The sequence below is a fragment of the Roseibium sp. genome (assembly GCF_965276855.1).
In the GTDB taxonomy this organism is placed as follows: domain Bacteria; phylum Pseudomonadota; class Alphaproteobacteria; order Rhizobiales; family Stappiaceae; genus Roseibium.
This window is the reverse complement of sequence record NZ_OZ255700.1, coordinates 2001764-2017777: the sequence shown is the minus strand read 5'-3', so window position 1 is coordinate 2017777 and position 16014 is coordinate 2001764. Positions and strand designations below refer to the sequence as shown.

Below are 16014 nucleotides of genomic sequence, written 5' to 3'. Positions count from 1 at the left end.
AAGACAAGGCTTTGTGATTAGCCTGCGCATCCGGACTGGGCTCAGACCGGCAGGATATGCGTGTCCTTTATTTCTTCCATGACCGCATAAGTATGCGTTTCCCGGACGCCGGGAAGGGCCAGCACCACATCAGACAGGAACGCCCGGTAGGCCTCCATGTCCTTGACCCGGCTTTTCATCAGGTAATCGTATCCCCCGGCAACCATGTGGCATTCCAGAATATCTGGCGATCGTTCGACGGCGCGCTTGAAGGCATCAAAGATCTCCGGTGATGTGCGTTCCAGCCGGATTTCGACAAAAACCAAAAGCCCCCGGTCCACCTTCTTCGGGTCCAGGCTTGCCGAAAAATGTTCGATATATTTTTCCCGTGTCAAACGTTTGACGCGCTCGGCCGTTGCTGTCGGAGATAGCCGGACTTTTTCCGAAAGGTCAGTGTTGGTGATCCGGCCGTCTTCCTGAAGTACCTTGAGAATTCGTCGGTCCGTTGCGTCGAGCATGTGGATTTTGTCCGAATATATGATTTCTGAAGGTATATACTTCGTATATTTGGTAAAAAATAGAGAAAAACACAGCCAGTTGAGGGTTATCATAGGCGAATGTATCGTTTGGCCTTGCTTGGGCCACTTTGGGAGGTGCCTATGTCCGCAACTGCTGCCGTTTTGCCGGGCGTTAGTGAAAAAGATCTGCAACCGTTTCGCGCCGATTATGCGCCGAGCGACAAGCCCCTTGTGGAAGCGCTTTTGAAAGAAGCTGCCGGGGACCCGGTCGTTGAAAAGCTGATTGATCAGCGGGCCCGCGGATACATCGATGACATGCGGTCAGTTCAGGTTGGTCTTGGCGGTGTGGAAGACTTCATGCGGGAGTTTGGGCTGACCACCCGCGAGGGTCTTGCCATGATGGTGTTGGCCGAAGCCTTGCTTCGGGTTCCGGATGCTGAAACGGCAGACAAGCTGATCGAGGACAAGCTGGCTGCAGCCAAGTTTGATGATCCGAGCGGGCCGAAATCGGACACCTGGCTTGTTTCGGCGTCATCCTGGGCGCTGGGCGTCACCTCCCGTCTTTTGCATCCAGGGGACACGCCGCAGAACATTCTTTCCAGCCTGGTCAAGCGCATGGGTATGCCGACGGTCCGGCTCGCCACTCGCAAAGCCATGCAACTGCTCGGGCATCAGTTTGTTCTGGGCGAAACCATCACAAAGGCTTTGGAACGCGCGAAGACCCAGGAAGCCAAGGGCTACCGCTACTCCTATGATATGCTGGGCGAAGGGGCTCGGACCGAAAAGGATGCCGAGCGCTATTTCCAATCCTATGCCACTGCGATCGAAGCGATCGGCAAATCTGCCGGCGACAAAAAGCTTCCTGATCGTCCCGGTATTTCGGTGAAGCTTTCCGCTCTGCATCCGCGGTATGAGGCCATCAAAGGCGCCCGTGTTCAGGAAGAGTTGCTGCCACGCCTCACAAAACTCGTGCAGATGGCGCGCGAGCGGGATCTTAACTTCACCGTCGATGCAGAGGAGGCAGATCGCCTCGAAATATCCCTGGACGTCATCGCGGCACTTTTGTCTGACCCGGTCACAGAAGGTTGGGACGGATTTGGCCTTGCCGTTCAGGCCTATCAGAAAAGAGCCGTCCATGTGATCGACTGGCTGGTGGATGCTGCGCGCAAAACCGATCGCAAGTTGATGGTGCGTCTTGTAAAAGGCGCGTACTGGGATACGGAGATCAAACACGCCCAGGAGAATGGCGCGGACGGCTATCCGGTCTTCACCCGAAAGGCGGCAACGGACCTATCCTATTTGTGTTGCGCCAAACGGATGCTTGCTGCACGCGATGTTCTTTATCCGCAATTTGCGACTCACAACGCGTTGACGGTCGCGCAGATCGTGGAATTGGCGGGCGGAAATGCGGATGGCTACGAGTTCCAGCGCCTCCACGGCATGGGCGAAAGCCTGTTCAAATCCGTCTGCGAGCGGGATGGGTTCCCGACCCGGATTTATGCTCCGGTGGGCGGGCATAAGGATCTGCTGGCTTATTTGGTCCGCCGTCTCTTGGAAAACGGCGCCAACTCGTCCTTTGTGACGATTGTTGGCGATACATCCGTCCCCGTCGAAGCCATGTTGGAACGGCCGCGCGAAATTCTTGATGGTGGCCACCACGCCGCAAACCGTTCCATCCCGATGCCGGATGATCTGTATGGGGCTAGCCGGAAAAACTCGGATGGCGTCGAGTTCGGTTGGGCCGAAGAGCGCAACATTCTTGTTCGCGGAATGGCAGAGACCACAGCTCCGTTCACGGTTGCGACGCCGCTTGGTAAAGGGCTTCCAGCGAACGGCGAACCGAACCCGATCTTTTCTCCAATGGACGGGACAACCAAGGCGGGGACAGTTTCATTTGCCGACAAGGCAACTGCAGAAAAAGCAATGGATGTTGCTCAGGCCGGGTTCGAGCGCTGGTCACGCCGCCCCGTGGAAGAGCGCGCGGACATCCTGGCAAAAGTCGGGGATCTTCTGGAAGACAACCGCGACCGTCTGATGACCATTCTGTCAGTTGAGGCCGGCAAGTGTTTGCCGGACGGGATCGCTGAGATCCGGGAGGCCGTTGATTTCTGTCGCTACTATGCGCAAGAAGCGCGCACCCAGTTTGGCGATGGGCGCTTGATGCCGGGACCAACCGGCGAAGAGAACCGGTATCGTCATCGTGGCCGGGGCGTGTTCGTTTGCATCTCACCCTGGAATTTCCCGCTTGCGATTTTCCTTGGCCAGATCAGCGCCGCCCTACTTGCCGGAAATGCGGTCATCGCAAAGCCTGCAGAACAAACGCCACTTATCGCCTATGAGACCGCAAAGCTGCTCTATGAAGCTGGGGTGCCGGAGGACGTGTTTCTGCTCTTGCCTGGCGATGGCGAGGTCGGGGCTGCCTTGACCGCGCATCCGAAGGTCGCCGGCGTTGCCTTCACTGGTTCAACGGAAACCGCTTGGGCGATCAACCGGACACTTGCCATGAAACGCGGTCCAATCGTGCCGCTCATTGCAGAAACCGGTGGCATCAATGCCATGCTGGTCGATGCGACGGCCTTGCCGGAACAGGTCTGCGATGACGTCATGATGTCCGCCTTCCGGTCCGCCGGTCAACGCTGCTCCGCTCTGCGCTTGCTCTATGTTCAGGAAGATGTGGCAGATACCCTGTTGGCCATGCTGGAAGGCGCTGCAAAGGAACTGGAGCTTGGCGATCCCCGTCTTCCATCAACCGACATTGGCCCGGTGATTGACGATGAAGCCAAGGCAAACATTCAGGCGCATATCGACGAAATGCAGGAAAACCAGACGCTGCGCTTTGCCGGGAAAACGCCGGAGGGAAGCCTATCTAACGGGTCTTGGATCGCGCCGCACATCATTGAACTGGACAAGGCGGAAGCGCTCACCCGCGAAGTGTTTGGGCCAGTGCTCCACGTCGTCCGCTACAAGGCCAAGGATATCGACAAGGTCCTCGATCAGATCGCCGCGACTGGCTACGGCTTGACACTCGGTGTTCACAGCCGGATTGACGCCACCGTGAAGAAAGTCGTCGACCGCTTGTCAGTCGGCAATGTTTACGTCAATCGGAATACAATCGGCGCCGTTGTGGGAACCCAGCCGTTCGGTGGCTCCGGATTGTCCGGCACCGGACCCAAAGCCGGTGGACCTGCTTATCTGACCCGCTTTGCTTTGGAGCAGGTGGTTTCGATCAATACGGCTGCTGCCGGTGGCAACGCAAGTCTGGTTGCTGCGTCCGACGACTAGAGCGGTTTTTGAGATTGGGGCGAATTGACGAAACAATCGCCCCAGTCCCCTTCGCCTTCGCCGAACGGAATGTAGCCGCGTGCCTTTAAGAACTCAGGTAGGTCCGTGTTCGATTGTGCTTCGGTAAGGGCGGTTTCAAAACCATCAAATTCTCTGGCTGCCAAGTTATCATCCTCCGCCAGGATGCGTCCCGAGGAGACAGCGTCCCGAGCCAGAGGCATAAGCTCCGAGTATCCGAGATCGGCGATCGCTATCAACCAGCCGCTCCAGATCTGGTCGTCCGGTAGCGGGGCAGCTTCCGATTTCAGGAAGCCCCGAAGTCTGCGTTCCGCGGCGACGGCATTGACCCTGCCCATAAGCGCCTCGTAGGTCCAAGCCCTCAAAAACGCATCCCGGATCATGAAATCCAGCGTGTTGTTCTGAAAGCCTTGCCAAAGATCCGTTGCCTTTCCACGACTGAGGCACATCAGGACACGGGAAAAAGTCTGGCCCAATCCAGCTTCTCCAAGAAGGTCCGCAAGTAGCAGAGGCTGCTGGGTCGCAAGTCTATAAACGCCGTCAAATGTGTTTGGTATTTGAAGGACGGCGAGGATGTGAAGGCCGAGGTAAAAAGACCGCTTCTCCAATGCGTCCAATTCCGTGCCGTTTGCGGCCTTACCAAGGATTGGCAGAAAGATAGCAGCTGAGCGATCCGGGTTTTTCAGACAGTAGGCGAGCATCTCAGCCGGATAAGTTTCCGGATCCGCCAGGTTATTCAAGATGTCACGACGATCGAGCATAAAACCTCCGGCGAAACTCTATCACAGGTAGAAAGGGAAATTCAGCTTCCCTTTGGCTTTGCCCGCCGTGTGGCTTCAGCTGAAGTCGGATCATCAGGCCACGGATGTTTGGGATACCGACCTTTCATGTCGGCTTTCACGTCGGACCAGGACCCCGCCCAAAAGCCCGGCAGATCCTTGGTTATCTGGATGGGTCTCTGGGCGGGAGAAAGAAGCTCCAGAAGCAGCGGCAAACGCCCGTTGCAAACAACTGGGTGATCACTGAGGCCGAACAACTCCTGCACACGGATCGACATAGTCGGCCCTGCCGCCGCACCATAGTCGATCGGTACCCGGCTCCCAGTCGGGGCCGTGAAATGGGACGGTGCGATGGCTTCAAGTTTCTCAGTCGCATCGTAAGGAAGTTTTGCGGCGAGCGCGGTCCCGAGTACGGAGGCATCAATCGCGGCCAAGCTGGTCAGGCCAGCGAGAAACGGTGCAAGCCAGTCCTCGAGGCTGCCGGTGAGCGCATGATCTGACAGGTCCGGTAGATCATTTGCACCGTTTTCCCGCGCATAGCCTAGACGCTTGCGCAGACGGTCCTGTTCCTTGCTCCAGGGGAGGCGGGAAATCCCGCGCCGCCGGACCTCTGACAAGAGGGCCTTCTCGATAGCTGCCGGATCGGGTGAGGTTATGTTTCGCGATTGCAACTCGACGGCCTTGTACCGCAAGACACGCCGTGCCTTCAGGGTACCTTCTTTGGTCAGTTGCACCTCATCGTCTTCAATGATGTCGTTGGAAAACAAATCCTCGATTTCATCACGGCTTATGGGCGCGCAAAGCTGGATCCTGCCACTCGCTGCTTTGCCTTGAATATCCGCTACAGTCAGGAATGGTTCTGATGCCAAGCCATGCTCTGCGGGCAATTCGGCACCGCGGCCATTGGCGAGACGAAAACGCCCCGTTGCGCCCCGTGCCTGGGCGACGCGATCTGGATAGGCGAGGGCGAGCAGCATGCCGCCGCTTTCGATATCGATTTCCGAGCCGCTGCCGCCGGCAAGTTTCAACCAACGCGCTGCTAGCGCTTTGCCGTCCTTTGCGCGTTGGCCTCTGTCGTTCTTCAACGCCTGCAAGCGCGCGCGCAGATCGGGATCGCGTCCTCCGAGCCCAGGTTCAGAAAGCAACAAGGCGATGAGCGCTGCCGTATAGCCCAGATCCCGCGCCGCACCCTCCATCACCATGTGGGCGAGCCGCGGATGCAAAGGAAGCTTTGCGAGGCTTTTTCCCTCCGCTGTCAACCGCCCGGAACTGTCGAGCGCATTTAAGTCCGCCAATAGCGCGACCGCTTCGTTCCAGGGAGCTGTTGGTGGTGGATCTGGAAACGTGAGAGATGCCGGATCCGAGGTGCCCCAGGCCGCAAGATCCAGCACGAGGCCGGTGAGATCGGCTTCCAGAATTTCCGGTGTCTCGGCTGCGGGCAATGAAACAGTTTGCGCTTCGTCCCAAAGCCGGTAACACACACCTGGTTCCGTTCGCCCGGCACGCCCCCGTCTTTGGTCAGCAGAAGCTCTCGAAACCCGCACTGTCTCCAAACGTGTGAGGCCCGTTTGCGGCTCATATCTGGGAACGCGCGCCAGGCCGCTGTCGATGACGACACGGACCCCCTCAATTGTGAGGGAGGTCTGGGCAATGGCGCTGGCGAGCACGATCTTGCGATTGCCATCGTTGGCTGGCCGGATGGCTGCGTCCTGCGCCTTGCTGTCCAGGCCGCCATAAAGTGGGGTGATTTGGCAGTTTGGGGCAACTTTTCCGGCAAGCAGATCCGCCGTCCCTTTGATTTCGCCCTGACCGGGCAGGAAAACAAGAACAGAACCGCTTTCTTCGCGGATCGCCTGTTGAACAGCTCTCGAGATCTGATGTTCGATCCGCTCATTTTGAGCGCGGCCAAGGTAACGCGTTTCAACCGGAAAACTGCGGCCTTTGCTTTCGATCACAGGAGCGTTGCCGAGCAACTGGGCGATGCCGGATGCGTCAATCGTCGCAGACATCGGGACGAGCCGAAGGTCATCTCGCAAGGCGCCTTGTACGTCCAGGCTTAGGGCGAGTCCCAGATCTCCATCGAGCGACCGCTCGTGGAATTCATCAAAGAGGATTGCGGCAACACCGTTCAATTCCGGATCATCGAGAACCATGCGGGTGAACACACCTTCGGTAACAACCTCGATCCGTGTTTGAGCGCTTACCTTGGTTTCCATGCGCACGCGGTAACCAACTGTTTCGCCGGGACGTTCGCCAAGTTCACTTGCCATACGCCGGGCGGCGGCTCGCGCGGCAAGGCGCCGTGGTTCCAGGACCAGTATCTTGCCGTCGCCCCGCCAAGAAGCATTCAGAAGCGCGAGCGGTACGCGTGTCGTTTTGCCAGCGCCTGGTTCTGCAACAAGAACAGCGTTGGTGTTTGTCTCTAGCGCTGAGAGCAGTTCCGGCAGAACCCCGTCAATTGGTAACGACGTTTTAAACTCTGGTGTCTTTGCCACGGATGATCGGGGCCTCACGCCGGGATTGTTGCCGGATTGACTATCCATTCGCGCCCGCGCCGATCGACCGCAAATTGTTCGGGTTGTCGGGCATAGGCCGCCAAACCCTCCAGCGCAGGGTCCGGATGACGCACAATAAAGGTCGGGATTTTGTGCATCAGCTGTTCATGAGGCGCCTTTGCTTCAAAGGCAGCGCGGAAATTTCCGTCCGTCAAGAACTGCGGGATGCGCGGCGTGATGCCGCCGGTCAGATACACACCGCCGCGAGCGAGGGTCGTCAACGCAAAGTCCCCTGCAACACGGCCAAGAGCCCTTGCAAAAACCTGGAGCGTTTTCAGAGCAACGGGGTCGTTCTCTTCTGCTGCCTTCGTGATCATCGCGGGCGTCGTAAAGTCCCGGGTCATATCCATCCACGTGGAAACGGCTCTGGCGAGGCGCGGAAGCCCTGTGCCACTCAAAACCTCCTCGGCACCGATTCGGCCATTGCGCTTGATTATGAAAGGCCAAATCTCAAAGTCTTCGGAAGTTACGGGCCCCAGTTCCACATGCCCGCCCTCTCCGGGAACCGGTACCCAGGTGTCAGCAGCATAGATCATCGACGCCGCTCCAAGGCCAGTGCCGGGCCCAAGAACAAATTTTGTTGCGTTTGGCCGGGCCTCACCCTTACCAACCTGCTCAATATCCGCACCTTGATATCCAGGCAAGGCAAGGGCTTGCGCTTCGAAGTCGTTGAGGACAATGACTCGGTCAACGCCGAGGTCCGAGATCATCCTCAACGGTTCGATCACCCATGCTGCATTCGTCAGAGGTATCTTGTCGCCGGTGACCGGGCCTGCCACCGCAATGATGGCAGTCCTCGGATGTTCCGAAGTGTTTGGCAATACGGTTTGCCGAATGGCTGAGGAAATGTCTGCATGATCTGCGGTTGCTGTCTTGCCGCACATCCGGGTGGGTGCCGTCTCATTCTCGACCATCGCGAAACGCGCATTCGTGCCGCCGATATCGGCAACCAAGACCGGATAGGAAAAGGGGGCTTGGGATTGGAACGTCATTGGGCAGCCACACCCACTTCCGGTGTGTTGGACGTCGTTGTCAATCCGGTCAGCCGGGACGAACGAAGAAGAATGCCGGCTGTTGATGGGTTCAATGCCATCGGCATGTCATAAACGACAGCAAGCCGCATAAGGGCTTTTACATCGACATCGTGAGGCATTGGGGACAGCGGATCGACAAAGAAAATCAAGCCATGCAGGCGCCCTTCCGCAATCATTGCGCCAATCTGTTGATCGCCGCCCAAAGGGCCGCTTTTAAATCGATTGATATTCAGGCTGGGGCAGGCTTCTTGAATGCGACCACCTGTGGTGCCGGTCGCGACCAGATCGAATGAAGTCAGTTTGTCTTCATGGCGCTTTGCAAACTCGACCATGGCATCTTTTTTGGCATCGTGGGCCACCAGGGCAAGGATTGGTTTGGCGGGCATGACAGACGTCCTTTGAGAACGGATTGGAAATTGTTTTTGTGTTTAGCGCCAAAGGCGGCCGTGCGCAAAGAAAGATCCCAATTCGCCGAGACTGCATGGTTCTGCCAAACCGAGAAACCGAAGACTATGGGAAAAAAAGTTACGCACCTGCCGGAGCAGGTGCGCTTAAACACACTTGATGGAGACGTGGCTTATTCAGTCGAACAAATTACAACGCACCGGTTCACGTGCGGAGACAGTGTGGAAGTAATTGTCCGGTTCTGGCATCGAAATTCCGGCAATCTCCATGACAAGTTTCATGCGGATTGCATCCGCAAAGCCTTCTTTCGATCGAACAGGGATTGCAAATGAACCCGGGCCACCGATCACGCAGTCTTCGTAATAATGGTCGAGGTTCAACATGGCTTGCCAGGTGTTTTTGTTTGATTTCATCATCAACGGAAGGCCGTTGATGGTCACACCGGCGTTTACCATGCGGTCACGCATGGCAGTCACTGAGCCGCCCTGGTTGTTCGGGCCATCGCCCGAAATGTCGATGACCTGCCGCAAACCCGTGTACTTGTTGTTCTGAACCATCCAGACCGATTTCTCCAGTGCGGAGGAAATCGACGTTCGTTGTACCTGCCGTAACGGAGCTTCAGAAACCTTGGAAGCGAAATGCGCCGCCGAAGCCGCATCTTGGACAACTGTCCAGTCGGCGACGACGAAATGTTCGTCAACACCGCCCCATTCCATGTACATGATTGCGATTTTGCCGATGGGACCGACCTGAATCGCATCCAGAAACTCTTGAGATGTCAGAGCCGAGATATATCCAGCGCGCTGGATCTCCTGCTCTTCGGTATCCATGGATTGGGAAATGTCGACAGCGAGCACCAGCTCAACGTCTACTTCGTTGGCAGGATCATAGCTGTATTGCGCTGAAACAAGTGGCGACCTCAAAAAGTCGCGTGCTTGAGTTTGCGTGGAAAATACGGTGGCCACGCAGAGGAAGAAAAGTAACTTAAACGCTTTCAGTGCACAGTTTTGTGTTGAGTCGAGACGCATTGGTTTCTCCATCTTTCGGTCGTCTGACCAGGTCGCCACGTCTCCCCTTTTTGTTATTTTGTTATGTAATTTCTTATCTTTTCGTTTCTCGCGAATCCTACTTAGGTACTTTGACTCATTTGGTTGCTGCCCGTGATTTACTGAGCAAACAGTGTGCCAACTGTACTAGATTTATAATTAACCGGCAAAATCAAATGCGCACAGAGTGCATTTATTCCACAGAAGGGAAATAAGTGCCGGTTTGCTCGGCAAAAATTGCCACTTGCTCTTAAGATGCGAAAATGATGCGGCATTTTTTGCCGTTCGCGTCTCCGCCGGAAAAACGTCGCTTTGATCAAAAATGCGGCAGTTTGCTGTAATTTTGTGACGCTTTTTTATTGACGCAAAGCTCTTGAAGCGACATGATCTGCAGAAATTCTCACTATGTGAAGAATTTTTCAAAAAGCTTTTGCGGCGATCAGTAAATGGTCGTGGCAATGGCGGATCAGGCTGGTTCGAGGGGGGCACTTGATCAAACGTGTTTGAGATATAACTCTTGGGAGCGGGTTTCTCGATGGCGGTACGCGGCGACGATTTGACATCTCACATGGCCATCCGGGCTGCGTGGCTGTCGTTTGTCGGTGGGCGGACGCAAGGTGAGATCGCCGCTCAGCTAGGTGTCTCTCCCGCCAAAGTCCATCGTCTGATCGCGCACGCTCAAAAAGCCGGGCACGTCAAGTTTCAGATCGATGGAAGGCCGATGGAGTGTCTTCAGCTCGAGCGGGAGCTAACGTCTCATTTCGGTCTGTCCAATTGCATCATTGCCCCGGATGTCGGCAGCGGCGATGAAGATGCAGCCTTGCGGGCAGTGGCTGTTTCCGCCGCGCAGTTCTTATCGGGCCTTCTTGGTGGTGCTGGTGTCAAGCGGTTGGGCGTTGGCATGGGGCGCACGTTGACGGCATCAGTTGAGGCCTTGCCGAAGATCCAGCGCAGCGATCTTGAGATCATGTCGATCTGCGGATCCTTGACGCGCACATTGGCTGCCAACCCTTACGACATCGTCCAGAAGATGCAGGAGCGGACTGGTGGCGTCGGATACTATCTGCCGGTGCCGTACTTTGCCGAAAATCAGGACGAAAAGTCGATGTTTTTGACCCAGCGCAGCGTTCAGGATCTGATGAGCCGCGCGCGTCAGTCCGACGCTTTCCTGATTGGGTTGGGTTCGGTTGAAAATGAAGGGCACCTCGTGCAGCGCGGCATGATCTCCAAGCAGGAGCAGGAAAACCTAATGTCCGGCGGCGCCGTTTGTGATTTGATGGGGCGCTTCTTGACGATTGACGGAGAATTGGCTCCCGACCCGCTCGGAGATTGTGCGGTCGGCCTTCATTTTGATGAAGTGCGGGGGAGTCGTGTGATTGCGCTGGTGGGGGGTGAAAGCAAGGTGGATGCAACACTTGCTGCACTGCGTACCGGTGTCATTACCGATCTGGTTGCGGATGAGAGCCTTGCAAAAGCTCTCAGCGCGCGGGTCGGGTTACAGTTGGCACAGTCTGCATAAAGCAGCTGGGTCTCTCGAGGGGAAATGGGCCCGCCGACGGCAGGCCCCCGCATGTCGGAGGACATATACGTGAAGAAAATTCTGACCATCAGCACCGCTTTGGCGGGTCTGGCGTTTTCGGTGGCCGGTGCAATGGCTGCCGACATCAAGCCGGCCGTGCTCTATGATTTGGGCGGCCGTTTCGACAAGTCTTTCAACGAAGCAGCCTACACTGGTGCAGAGCAGTTCAAGGCTGACACCGGCACAGAGTATCGTGATTTCGAGATCCAGAATGACAGCCAGCGTGAGCAGGCTCTAAGGAACTTTGCAAAACGTGGTATGAACCCGATCGTTGCAATTGGCTTCTCCCAGGCCAATGCGGTCGAAAAGGTGGCGCAGGAGTTCCCTGACACCCAGTTCGCAATCGTCGATATGGTCGTCGATCTTCCGAACGTTCGCTCGATCTTGTTCAAGGAGCACGAAGGGTCCTACATCGTCGGCATGCTGGCTGCGATGGCCTCCGAAAGCGATAAAGTCGGCTTCGTGGGTGGTATGGACATCCCGCTGATCCGGAAATTTGCTTGCGGTTACAAGCAGGGTGTCATGGCGACAGCGCCGGACGCTGAAGTCTTTGAAAACATGACCGGCACGACAGGGGCCGCATGGAACGACCCGGTCAAGGGCGGTGAGCTGGCAAAGTCCCAGTTCGACAGCGGCGCTGACGTTGTCTACCACGCAGCAGGCGCTACCGGTATCGGTGTTCTCCAAGCTGCTGCAGATGCCGGCAAGCTTGGCATCGGCGTCGATAGCAACCAGAACGGCCTGCATCCGGGTTCTGTTTTGACGTCGATGCTGAAGCGCGTTGACATTGCCGTTTACCAGGCATTCGAAGACGCTGCCAACGACTCCTGGTCTTCAGGCTTTGAAGTGCTCGGCCTGAAAGAAGGTGGTGTCGATTGGGCACTGGACGACAACAATGCCGAACTCGTTAGCGATGAAATGAAGGCTGCTGTTGAAGAAGCATCCAACAAGATCATTTCCGGCGAAATCGTCGTTCACGACTACATGTCTGATCAGAATTGCCCAGTCTAATCTGATTTGTCTTGGCATCCCGCGCGGTTCTGTGTGCGGGATGCGTTTCTTTGGGTTTTCCCGGTTCGCGGTCTAGCGGGGATCTGATGGTCCGTTTTCGTACAGGAATAGTGTCTGTCGTTTTAGGCAGCTTGGCAGCCTTTGCTGCGCAAGCCGAGCCGGCGATTGTGTATTCGGTCGGCGGCAAATTTGATGGCTCGTTCAACGAAAGCGCTTATGACGGCGTGAAACGTTTCACGGATGAAACCGGCCAGGCTGTGCGGGAGTTTGAGCTGGAACGCGATGCGCAGAGCCTTCAAGCACTGCGGAACTTTGCCAGCCGCGGCAGTGAACCAATTGTTGCCATCGGGTTCAACCAGGCAAATGCGCTGGGCCAGGTGGCGTCGGAGTTTCCGGAAGAAGATTTTGCCATCGTCGATATGGTGGTCGAGCAGCCAAATGTCCGTTCCTACATCTTCAAGGAGCAGGAAGGCGCCTACATTGGTGGCTTGTTGGCGGCCATGGCCTCAAAAACCGGGACGATCGGATTTGTCGGCGGTATGGATATTCCGATCATTCAGCGTTTCTTGTGTGGTTATAAGCAAGGTGCACTTGCGGCAAACCAGCAAACCAAGGTCCTGTCGAATATGACCGGTGACACGCCAGCCGCGTTTGCCGATCCGGTCCGCGGTGCGGAGCTGGCGCGCGGGCAGATCAATCGCGGCGCGGATGTGGTTATCCAGGCAGCGGGTGGGACCGGGATTGGGGTCTTGCAAGCGGCGGCAGATGCCGGGGTCCTCGGACTTGGGACAGACAGCAATCAGAACAGTTTGCATCCGGGCAAGGTTTTGACGTCTATCCGGAAGCGCGTGGACAATGCGGTCTACGACAGTTTCACATCCGCAGTGGATGGGTCCTTCGCGCCTGGTATCCAGGTCTTGGGCCTGAAAGAAGGCGGAATGGACTGGGTGCTGGATGAGAACAATCAGGCCCTGATTTCAGAAGACATGAAAACGGCTGCAGATGCAGCGGTCGACGCAATCTCCAAAGGTGAGATTGTGGTCCATGATGTGGTGGCGGATGGGCCGTGCCCTTTTTGAAGACCTGCCCGAACGTCGAACGGGACACAGCAAGAATGACAAAAAGTAATCGTCACGCCTGGGGGATGGCATGAGCGAAAAACCTGCAATTGAGCTGCGCAAGATCAACAAAAGCTTTGGGGCGGTCCATGCCAACAAAGACATCGACCTTGTAGTAAAGAAGGGATCAATCCACGGCATTATCGGTGAAAATGGCGCGGGCAAGTCGACCTTGATGTCAATCCTTTACGGCTTTTACCAGGCCGACACGGGAGACATTCTTGTCAACGGCAACAAGGTCACGATCTCGGACTCAAAAGCCGCGATCGGGATGGGGATCGGCATGGTTCACCAGCACTTCATGCTGGTCGACAATTTCACCGTTCTGGAAAATGTCGTTCTTGGCGCTGAAGACAGTGCGCTTCTGGCCGGCGGTCTAAACCGGGCCCGATCCGAACTGCATCGTCTGGAAACCGAATATGAGCTCCGGGTTGATCCGGAAGCAATCACCGGTGAGCTGCCGGTCGGACTTCAGCAGCGTGTCGAAATTCTGAAAGCACTCTATCGCAGCGCCGAAGTCCTGATCTTGGATGAACCGACCGGCGTTTTGACGCCTGCTGAGGCGGACCACCTATTCAAGATCCTGGAAGTTCTGAAGAACGAAGGCAAAACCATTCTACTGATCACGCACAAACTGCGCGAGATCATGGCGGCGACCGACACGGTGTCGGTTATGCGACGGGGAGAAATGGTGGCGACCCGCGAAACCAAGAACACGTCCATGGAAGAGCTTGCCGAGCTGATGGTCGGGCGCAGCGTCTTGTTGCGTGTCGACAAGAAACCTGCTGAACCCAAGGCGTCCGTTCTTGAGGTGGAAAATCTCACGGTGACAGACAGCCGCGGCGTTGAAGTTGTGAAGGATGTTTCGTTTAAGGTGCATGCCGGCGAAATAGTTGGCATTGCCGGTGTGTCCGGGAACGGGCAGTCAGAACTGCTTGAAACTCTTTCCGGCATTCGACGCGCAACCCGGGGCACGCTGAAAATCAACGGTGAGACGATTGATCTGGCAAACCGGGCACCGGACGCCGCCGATATGCGCGCAAAGAGCATGGGCCATGTTCCAGAAGATCGGCACCGTATGGGGCTGATCAACAGTTTCGCCGAGTATGAGAACTCCATTCTGGGGTATCACCGGGATCCGGCCTATTCGAAAGGCCTTCTGCTGGATCTGCCGGCGATCAAGAAAAATGCGGTCGATGAAATCGAGAAATACGATATCCGACCGCCCAACCCGATGCTCAAAACTGCGAACTTCTCAGGTGGCAACCAGCAGAAGGTAGTGTTGGCTCGGGAAATCGAACGGGATCCGGACATCCTGTTGGTCGGCCAGCCGACCCGCGGCGTGGATATCGGTGCAATCGAATTCATTCACAAGCGGCTCATTGAATTGCGGGATGCGGGTAAGGGCATCCTTTTGGTTTCCGTTGAACTAGATGAAATCCGTGGCATGTCCGATCGTGTGCTTGTGATGTTCGACGGTAAGATCGTGGGCGAACGCGGCGCAAATGCGGAAGAAAGCGATCTTGGCCTGCTGATGGCTGGGGTTGAGGACAAAAAGATCGCCGTTGAAGGAGACGTCCAATGAGTGGCGGCCAGCTACCCCGGTGGGTCGATTACGGCCTGATCCCGTTCCTGAATCTTGCGGCCGCATTTCTGGTCTCCGGTCTTGTGGTGATCTTGATCGGTGAAAACCCCATCGATGCTGTCAAAGTCCTGATCTGGGGCTCTCTCGGTTACACGGAAGGCTTCGGATACACACTCTTTTATGCGACCAACTTCATCTTCACCGGGCTCGCGGTGGCGGTCGCGTTTCACGCAGGCCTCTTCAACATTGGCGGTGAAGGGCAGGCGTACCTGGGCGGTCTAGGCGTGGCCTTTGCATGTCTGGCGTTGGACCATTACGTGCCGTGGTACGTGACATTGCCGTTCGCGATCATCGGGTCCGCCTTGATGGGTGCGGCATGGGCCTTGATCCCGGCCTGGCTTCAGGCAACGCGCGGGAGCCACGTGGTTATTACCACCATCATGTTCAACTTCATTGCCGCCTCCCTGATGGTTTATCTGCTCAATGGATTTTTGAAAAAGCCGGGCTCCATGCAGAACGAGACCCGGACCTTTGAAGATGGCGGCCGCTTGCCGTTCCTGAACGACATCTTCCCGTCCTTTGGCTTCGGTTTCGCGCCGGTCAATCTGGCGCTGTTTGTTGCTTTGGCAGCCTGTGTCTTGGTTTGGTTGTTGATCTGGCGGACTAAGCTGGGATTTGAAATCCGCTCCTTTGGCGCCAACGCGACAGCGGCAGTTTATGCAGGTATTTCGCCTGTCCGCATCACAGTTGTGACCATGCTGATTTCCGGCGGTCTTGCTGGCATGATGGCGATCAACGAGATCATGGGATCCCAGCATCGCTTGTTGATCGATTTCGTGACCGGATACGGTTTTGTTGGGATCGCTGTTGCGCTGATGGGCCGGGCGCACCCGGTCGGTATCCTGCTGGCGTCAATCCTGTTCGGGATGCTGTACCAGGGCGGTGCGGAGCTCTCGTTTGAGATGCCAAACATCACGCGAGATATGATCATCGTGATCCAGGGTTTGGTCATCCTGTTTGCCGGTGCGCTTGAGCATATGTTCCGGCCTGCCATTGCCCAGTTCTTTACGCCCGCCCGGGCCAAAACGGCGCAGGAGGCTTGATC

At 56.4% G+C, this 16014-nt stretch carries 12 protein-coding genes; 6 read left to right on the top strand and 6 right to left on the bottom strand.

Annotation, left to right across the window (positions count from 1 at the left end; translation table 11 throughout):
• Nucleotides 1-41: 41 nt before the first annotated feature.
• Complete coding sequence (locus ACQY4Z_RS09220; protein WP_055670504.1) at nucleotides 42-497, bottom strand: Lrp/AsnC ligand binding domain-containing protein; 456 nt, start codon at nucleotides 495-497, stop codon at nucleotides 42-44.
• Between the two features lie 141 nt (nucleotides 498-638).
• Between ACQY4Z_RS09220 and putA the strand changes: the two genes are divergently transcribed.
• Nucleotides 639-3779 carry a bifunctional proline dehydrogenase/L-glutamate gamma-semialdehyde dehydrogenase PutA gene (gene putA / locus ACQY4Z_RS09215; protein WP_428528626.1) on the top strand — a complete coding sequence of 1047 codons (3141 nt, stop codon included), beginning with the start codon at nucleotides 639-641 and terminating at the stop codon, nucleotides 3777-3779.
• Here the strand turns inward: putA and ACQY4Z_RS09210 are convergent.
• From ACQY4Z_RS09210 to ACQY4Z_RS09190, 5 genes are all read right to left on the bottom strand, one after another.
• Nucleotides 3776-4558, bottom strand: coding sequence for a hypothetical protein (locus ACQY4Z_RS09210; RefSeq protein ID WP_428528624.1), 783 nt, complete (start codon nucleotides 4556-4558; stop codon nucleotides 3776-3778). The two genes, putA and ACQY4Z_RS09210, sit on opposite strands and share 4 nt — an antisense overlap.
• A gap of 41 nt (nucleotides 4559-4599) precedes the next feature.
• Entirely contained in the window at nucleotides 4600-7071 is a 2472-nt protein-coding gene (gene hrpB, locus ACQY4Z_RS09205; protein ID WP_428528622.1) for an ATP-dependent helicase HrpB, read from the bottom strand.
• 14 nt (nucleotides 7072-7085) lie between these two features.
• Nucleotides 7086-8123 carry a glucokinase gene (gene glk / locus ACQY4Z_RS09200; protein WP_428528620.1) on the bottom strand — a complete coding sequence of 346 codons (1038 nt, stop codon included), beginning with the start codon at nucleotides 8121-8123 and terminating at the stop codon, nucleotides 7086-7088.
• The gene (locus tag ACQY4Z_RS09195) at nucleotides 8120-8551 is read right to left on the bottom strand and encodes a methylglyoxal synthase (RefSeq protein WP_428528618.1); all 432 of its coding nucleotides are present in this window, start codon (nucleotides 8549-8551) and stop codon (nucleotides 8120-8122) included. The genes glk and ACQY4Z_RS09195 overlap by 4 nt, the downstream gene beginning before the upstream one ends.
• 195 nt (nucleotides 8552-8746) lie before the next feature.
• The gene (locus ACQY4Z_RS09190; protein WP_428528616.1) at nucleotides 8747-9493 is read right to left on the bottom strand and encodes a DUF1194 domain-containing protein; all 747 of its coding nucleotides are present in this window, start codon (nucleotides 9491-9493) and stop codon (nucleotides 8747-8749) included.
• Between the two features lie 658 nt (nucleotides 9494-10151).
• Between ACQY4Z_RS09190 and ACQY4Z_RS09185 the strand changes: the two genes are divergently transcribed.
• The 5 genes from ACQY4Z_RS09185 to ACQY4Z_RS09165 all read left to right on the top strand — a co-directional run bounded on the left by ACQY4Z_RS09185 (nucleotide 10152) and on the right by ACQY4Z_RS09165 (nucleotide 16012).
• On the top strand, nucleotides 10152-11135 hold the full coding sequence (locus ACQY4Z_RS09185; RefSeq protein WP_209002332.1) for a sugar-binding transcriptional regulator: 984 nt from the start codon (nucleotides 10152-10154) through the stop codon (nucleotides 11133-11135).
• A gap of 69 nt (nucleotides 11136-11204) precedes the next feature.
• A complete protein-coding gene (locus ACQY4Z_RS09180; protein ID WP_409686016.1) occupies nucleotides 11205-12206 on the top strand; it encodes a BMP family lipoprotein in 1002 nt (333 codons plus the stop codon).
• Between the two features lie 86 nt (nucleotides 12207-12292).
• A complete protein-coding gene (locus ACQY4Z_RS09175) occupies nucleotides 12293-13285 on the top strand; it encodes a BMP family lipoprotein (RefSeq protein ID WP_428528613.1) in 993 nt (330 codons plus the stop codon).
• Nucleotides 13286-13355: 70 nt separating this feature from the next.
• Nucleotides 13356-14909: an ABC transporter ATP-binding protein gene (locus ACQY4Z_RS09170; RefSeq protein WP_428528611.1), complete on the top strand. Its 1554-nt coding sequence runs from the start codon at nucleotides 13356-13358 to the stop codon at nucleotides 14907-14909.
• On the top strand, nucleotides 14906-16012 hold the full coding sequence (locus ACQY4Z_RS09165) for an ABC transporter permease (protein ID WP_428528609.1): 1107 nt from the start codon (nucleotides 14906-14908) through the stop codon (nucleotides 16010-16012). Before ACQY4Z_RS09170 ends, ACQY4Z_RS09165 begins: the two co-directional genes overlap by 4 nt.
• Nucleotides 16013-16014: the final 2 nt, after the last annotated feature.

What these genes read in the sequence shown, in the direction of transcription:
- ACQY4Z_RS09220 (WP_055670504.1), bottom strand. Translation starts at nt 497, where the DNA reads ATGCTCGACGCAACGGACCGACGAATTCTCAAGGTACTTCAGGAAGAC.
- ACQY4Z_RS09195 (WP_428528618.1), bottom strand. Translation starts at nt 8,551, where the DNA reads ATGCCCGCCAAACCAATCCTTGCCCTGGTGGCCCACGATGCCAAAAAA.
- ACQY4Z_RS09185 (WP_209002332.1), top strand. Translation starts at nt 10,152, where the DNA reads ATGGCGGTACGCGGCGACGATTTGACATCTCACATGGCCATCCGGGCT.
- putA (WP_428528626.1), top strand. Translation starts at nt 639, where the DNA reads ATGTCCGCAACTGCTGCCGTTTTGCCGGGCGTTAGTGAAAAAGATCTG.
- ACQY4Z_RS09210 (WP_428528624.1), bottom strand. Translation starts at nt 4,558, where the DNA reads ATGCTCGATCGTCGTGACATCTTGAATAACCTGGCGGATCCGGAAACT.
- glk (WP_428528620.1), bottom strand. Translation starts at nt 8,123, where the DNA reads ATGACGTTCCAATCCCAAGCCCCCTTTTCCTATCCGGTCTTGGTTGCC.
- ACQY4Z_RS09175 (WP_428528613.1), top strand. Translation starts at nt 12,293, where the DNA reads ATGGTCCGTTTTCGTACAGGAATAGTGTCTGTCGTTTTAGGCAGCTTG.
- ACQY4Z_RS09165 (WP_428528609.1), top strand. Translation starts at nt 14,906, where the DNA reads ATGAGTGGCGGCCAGCTACCCCGGTGGGTCGATTACGGCCTGATCCCG.
- ACQY4Z_RS09170 (WP_428528611.1), top strand. Translation starts at nt 13,356, where the DNA reads ATGAGCGAAAAACCTGCAATTGAGCTGCGCAAGATCAACAAAAGCTTT.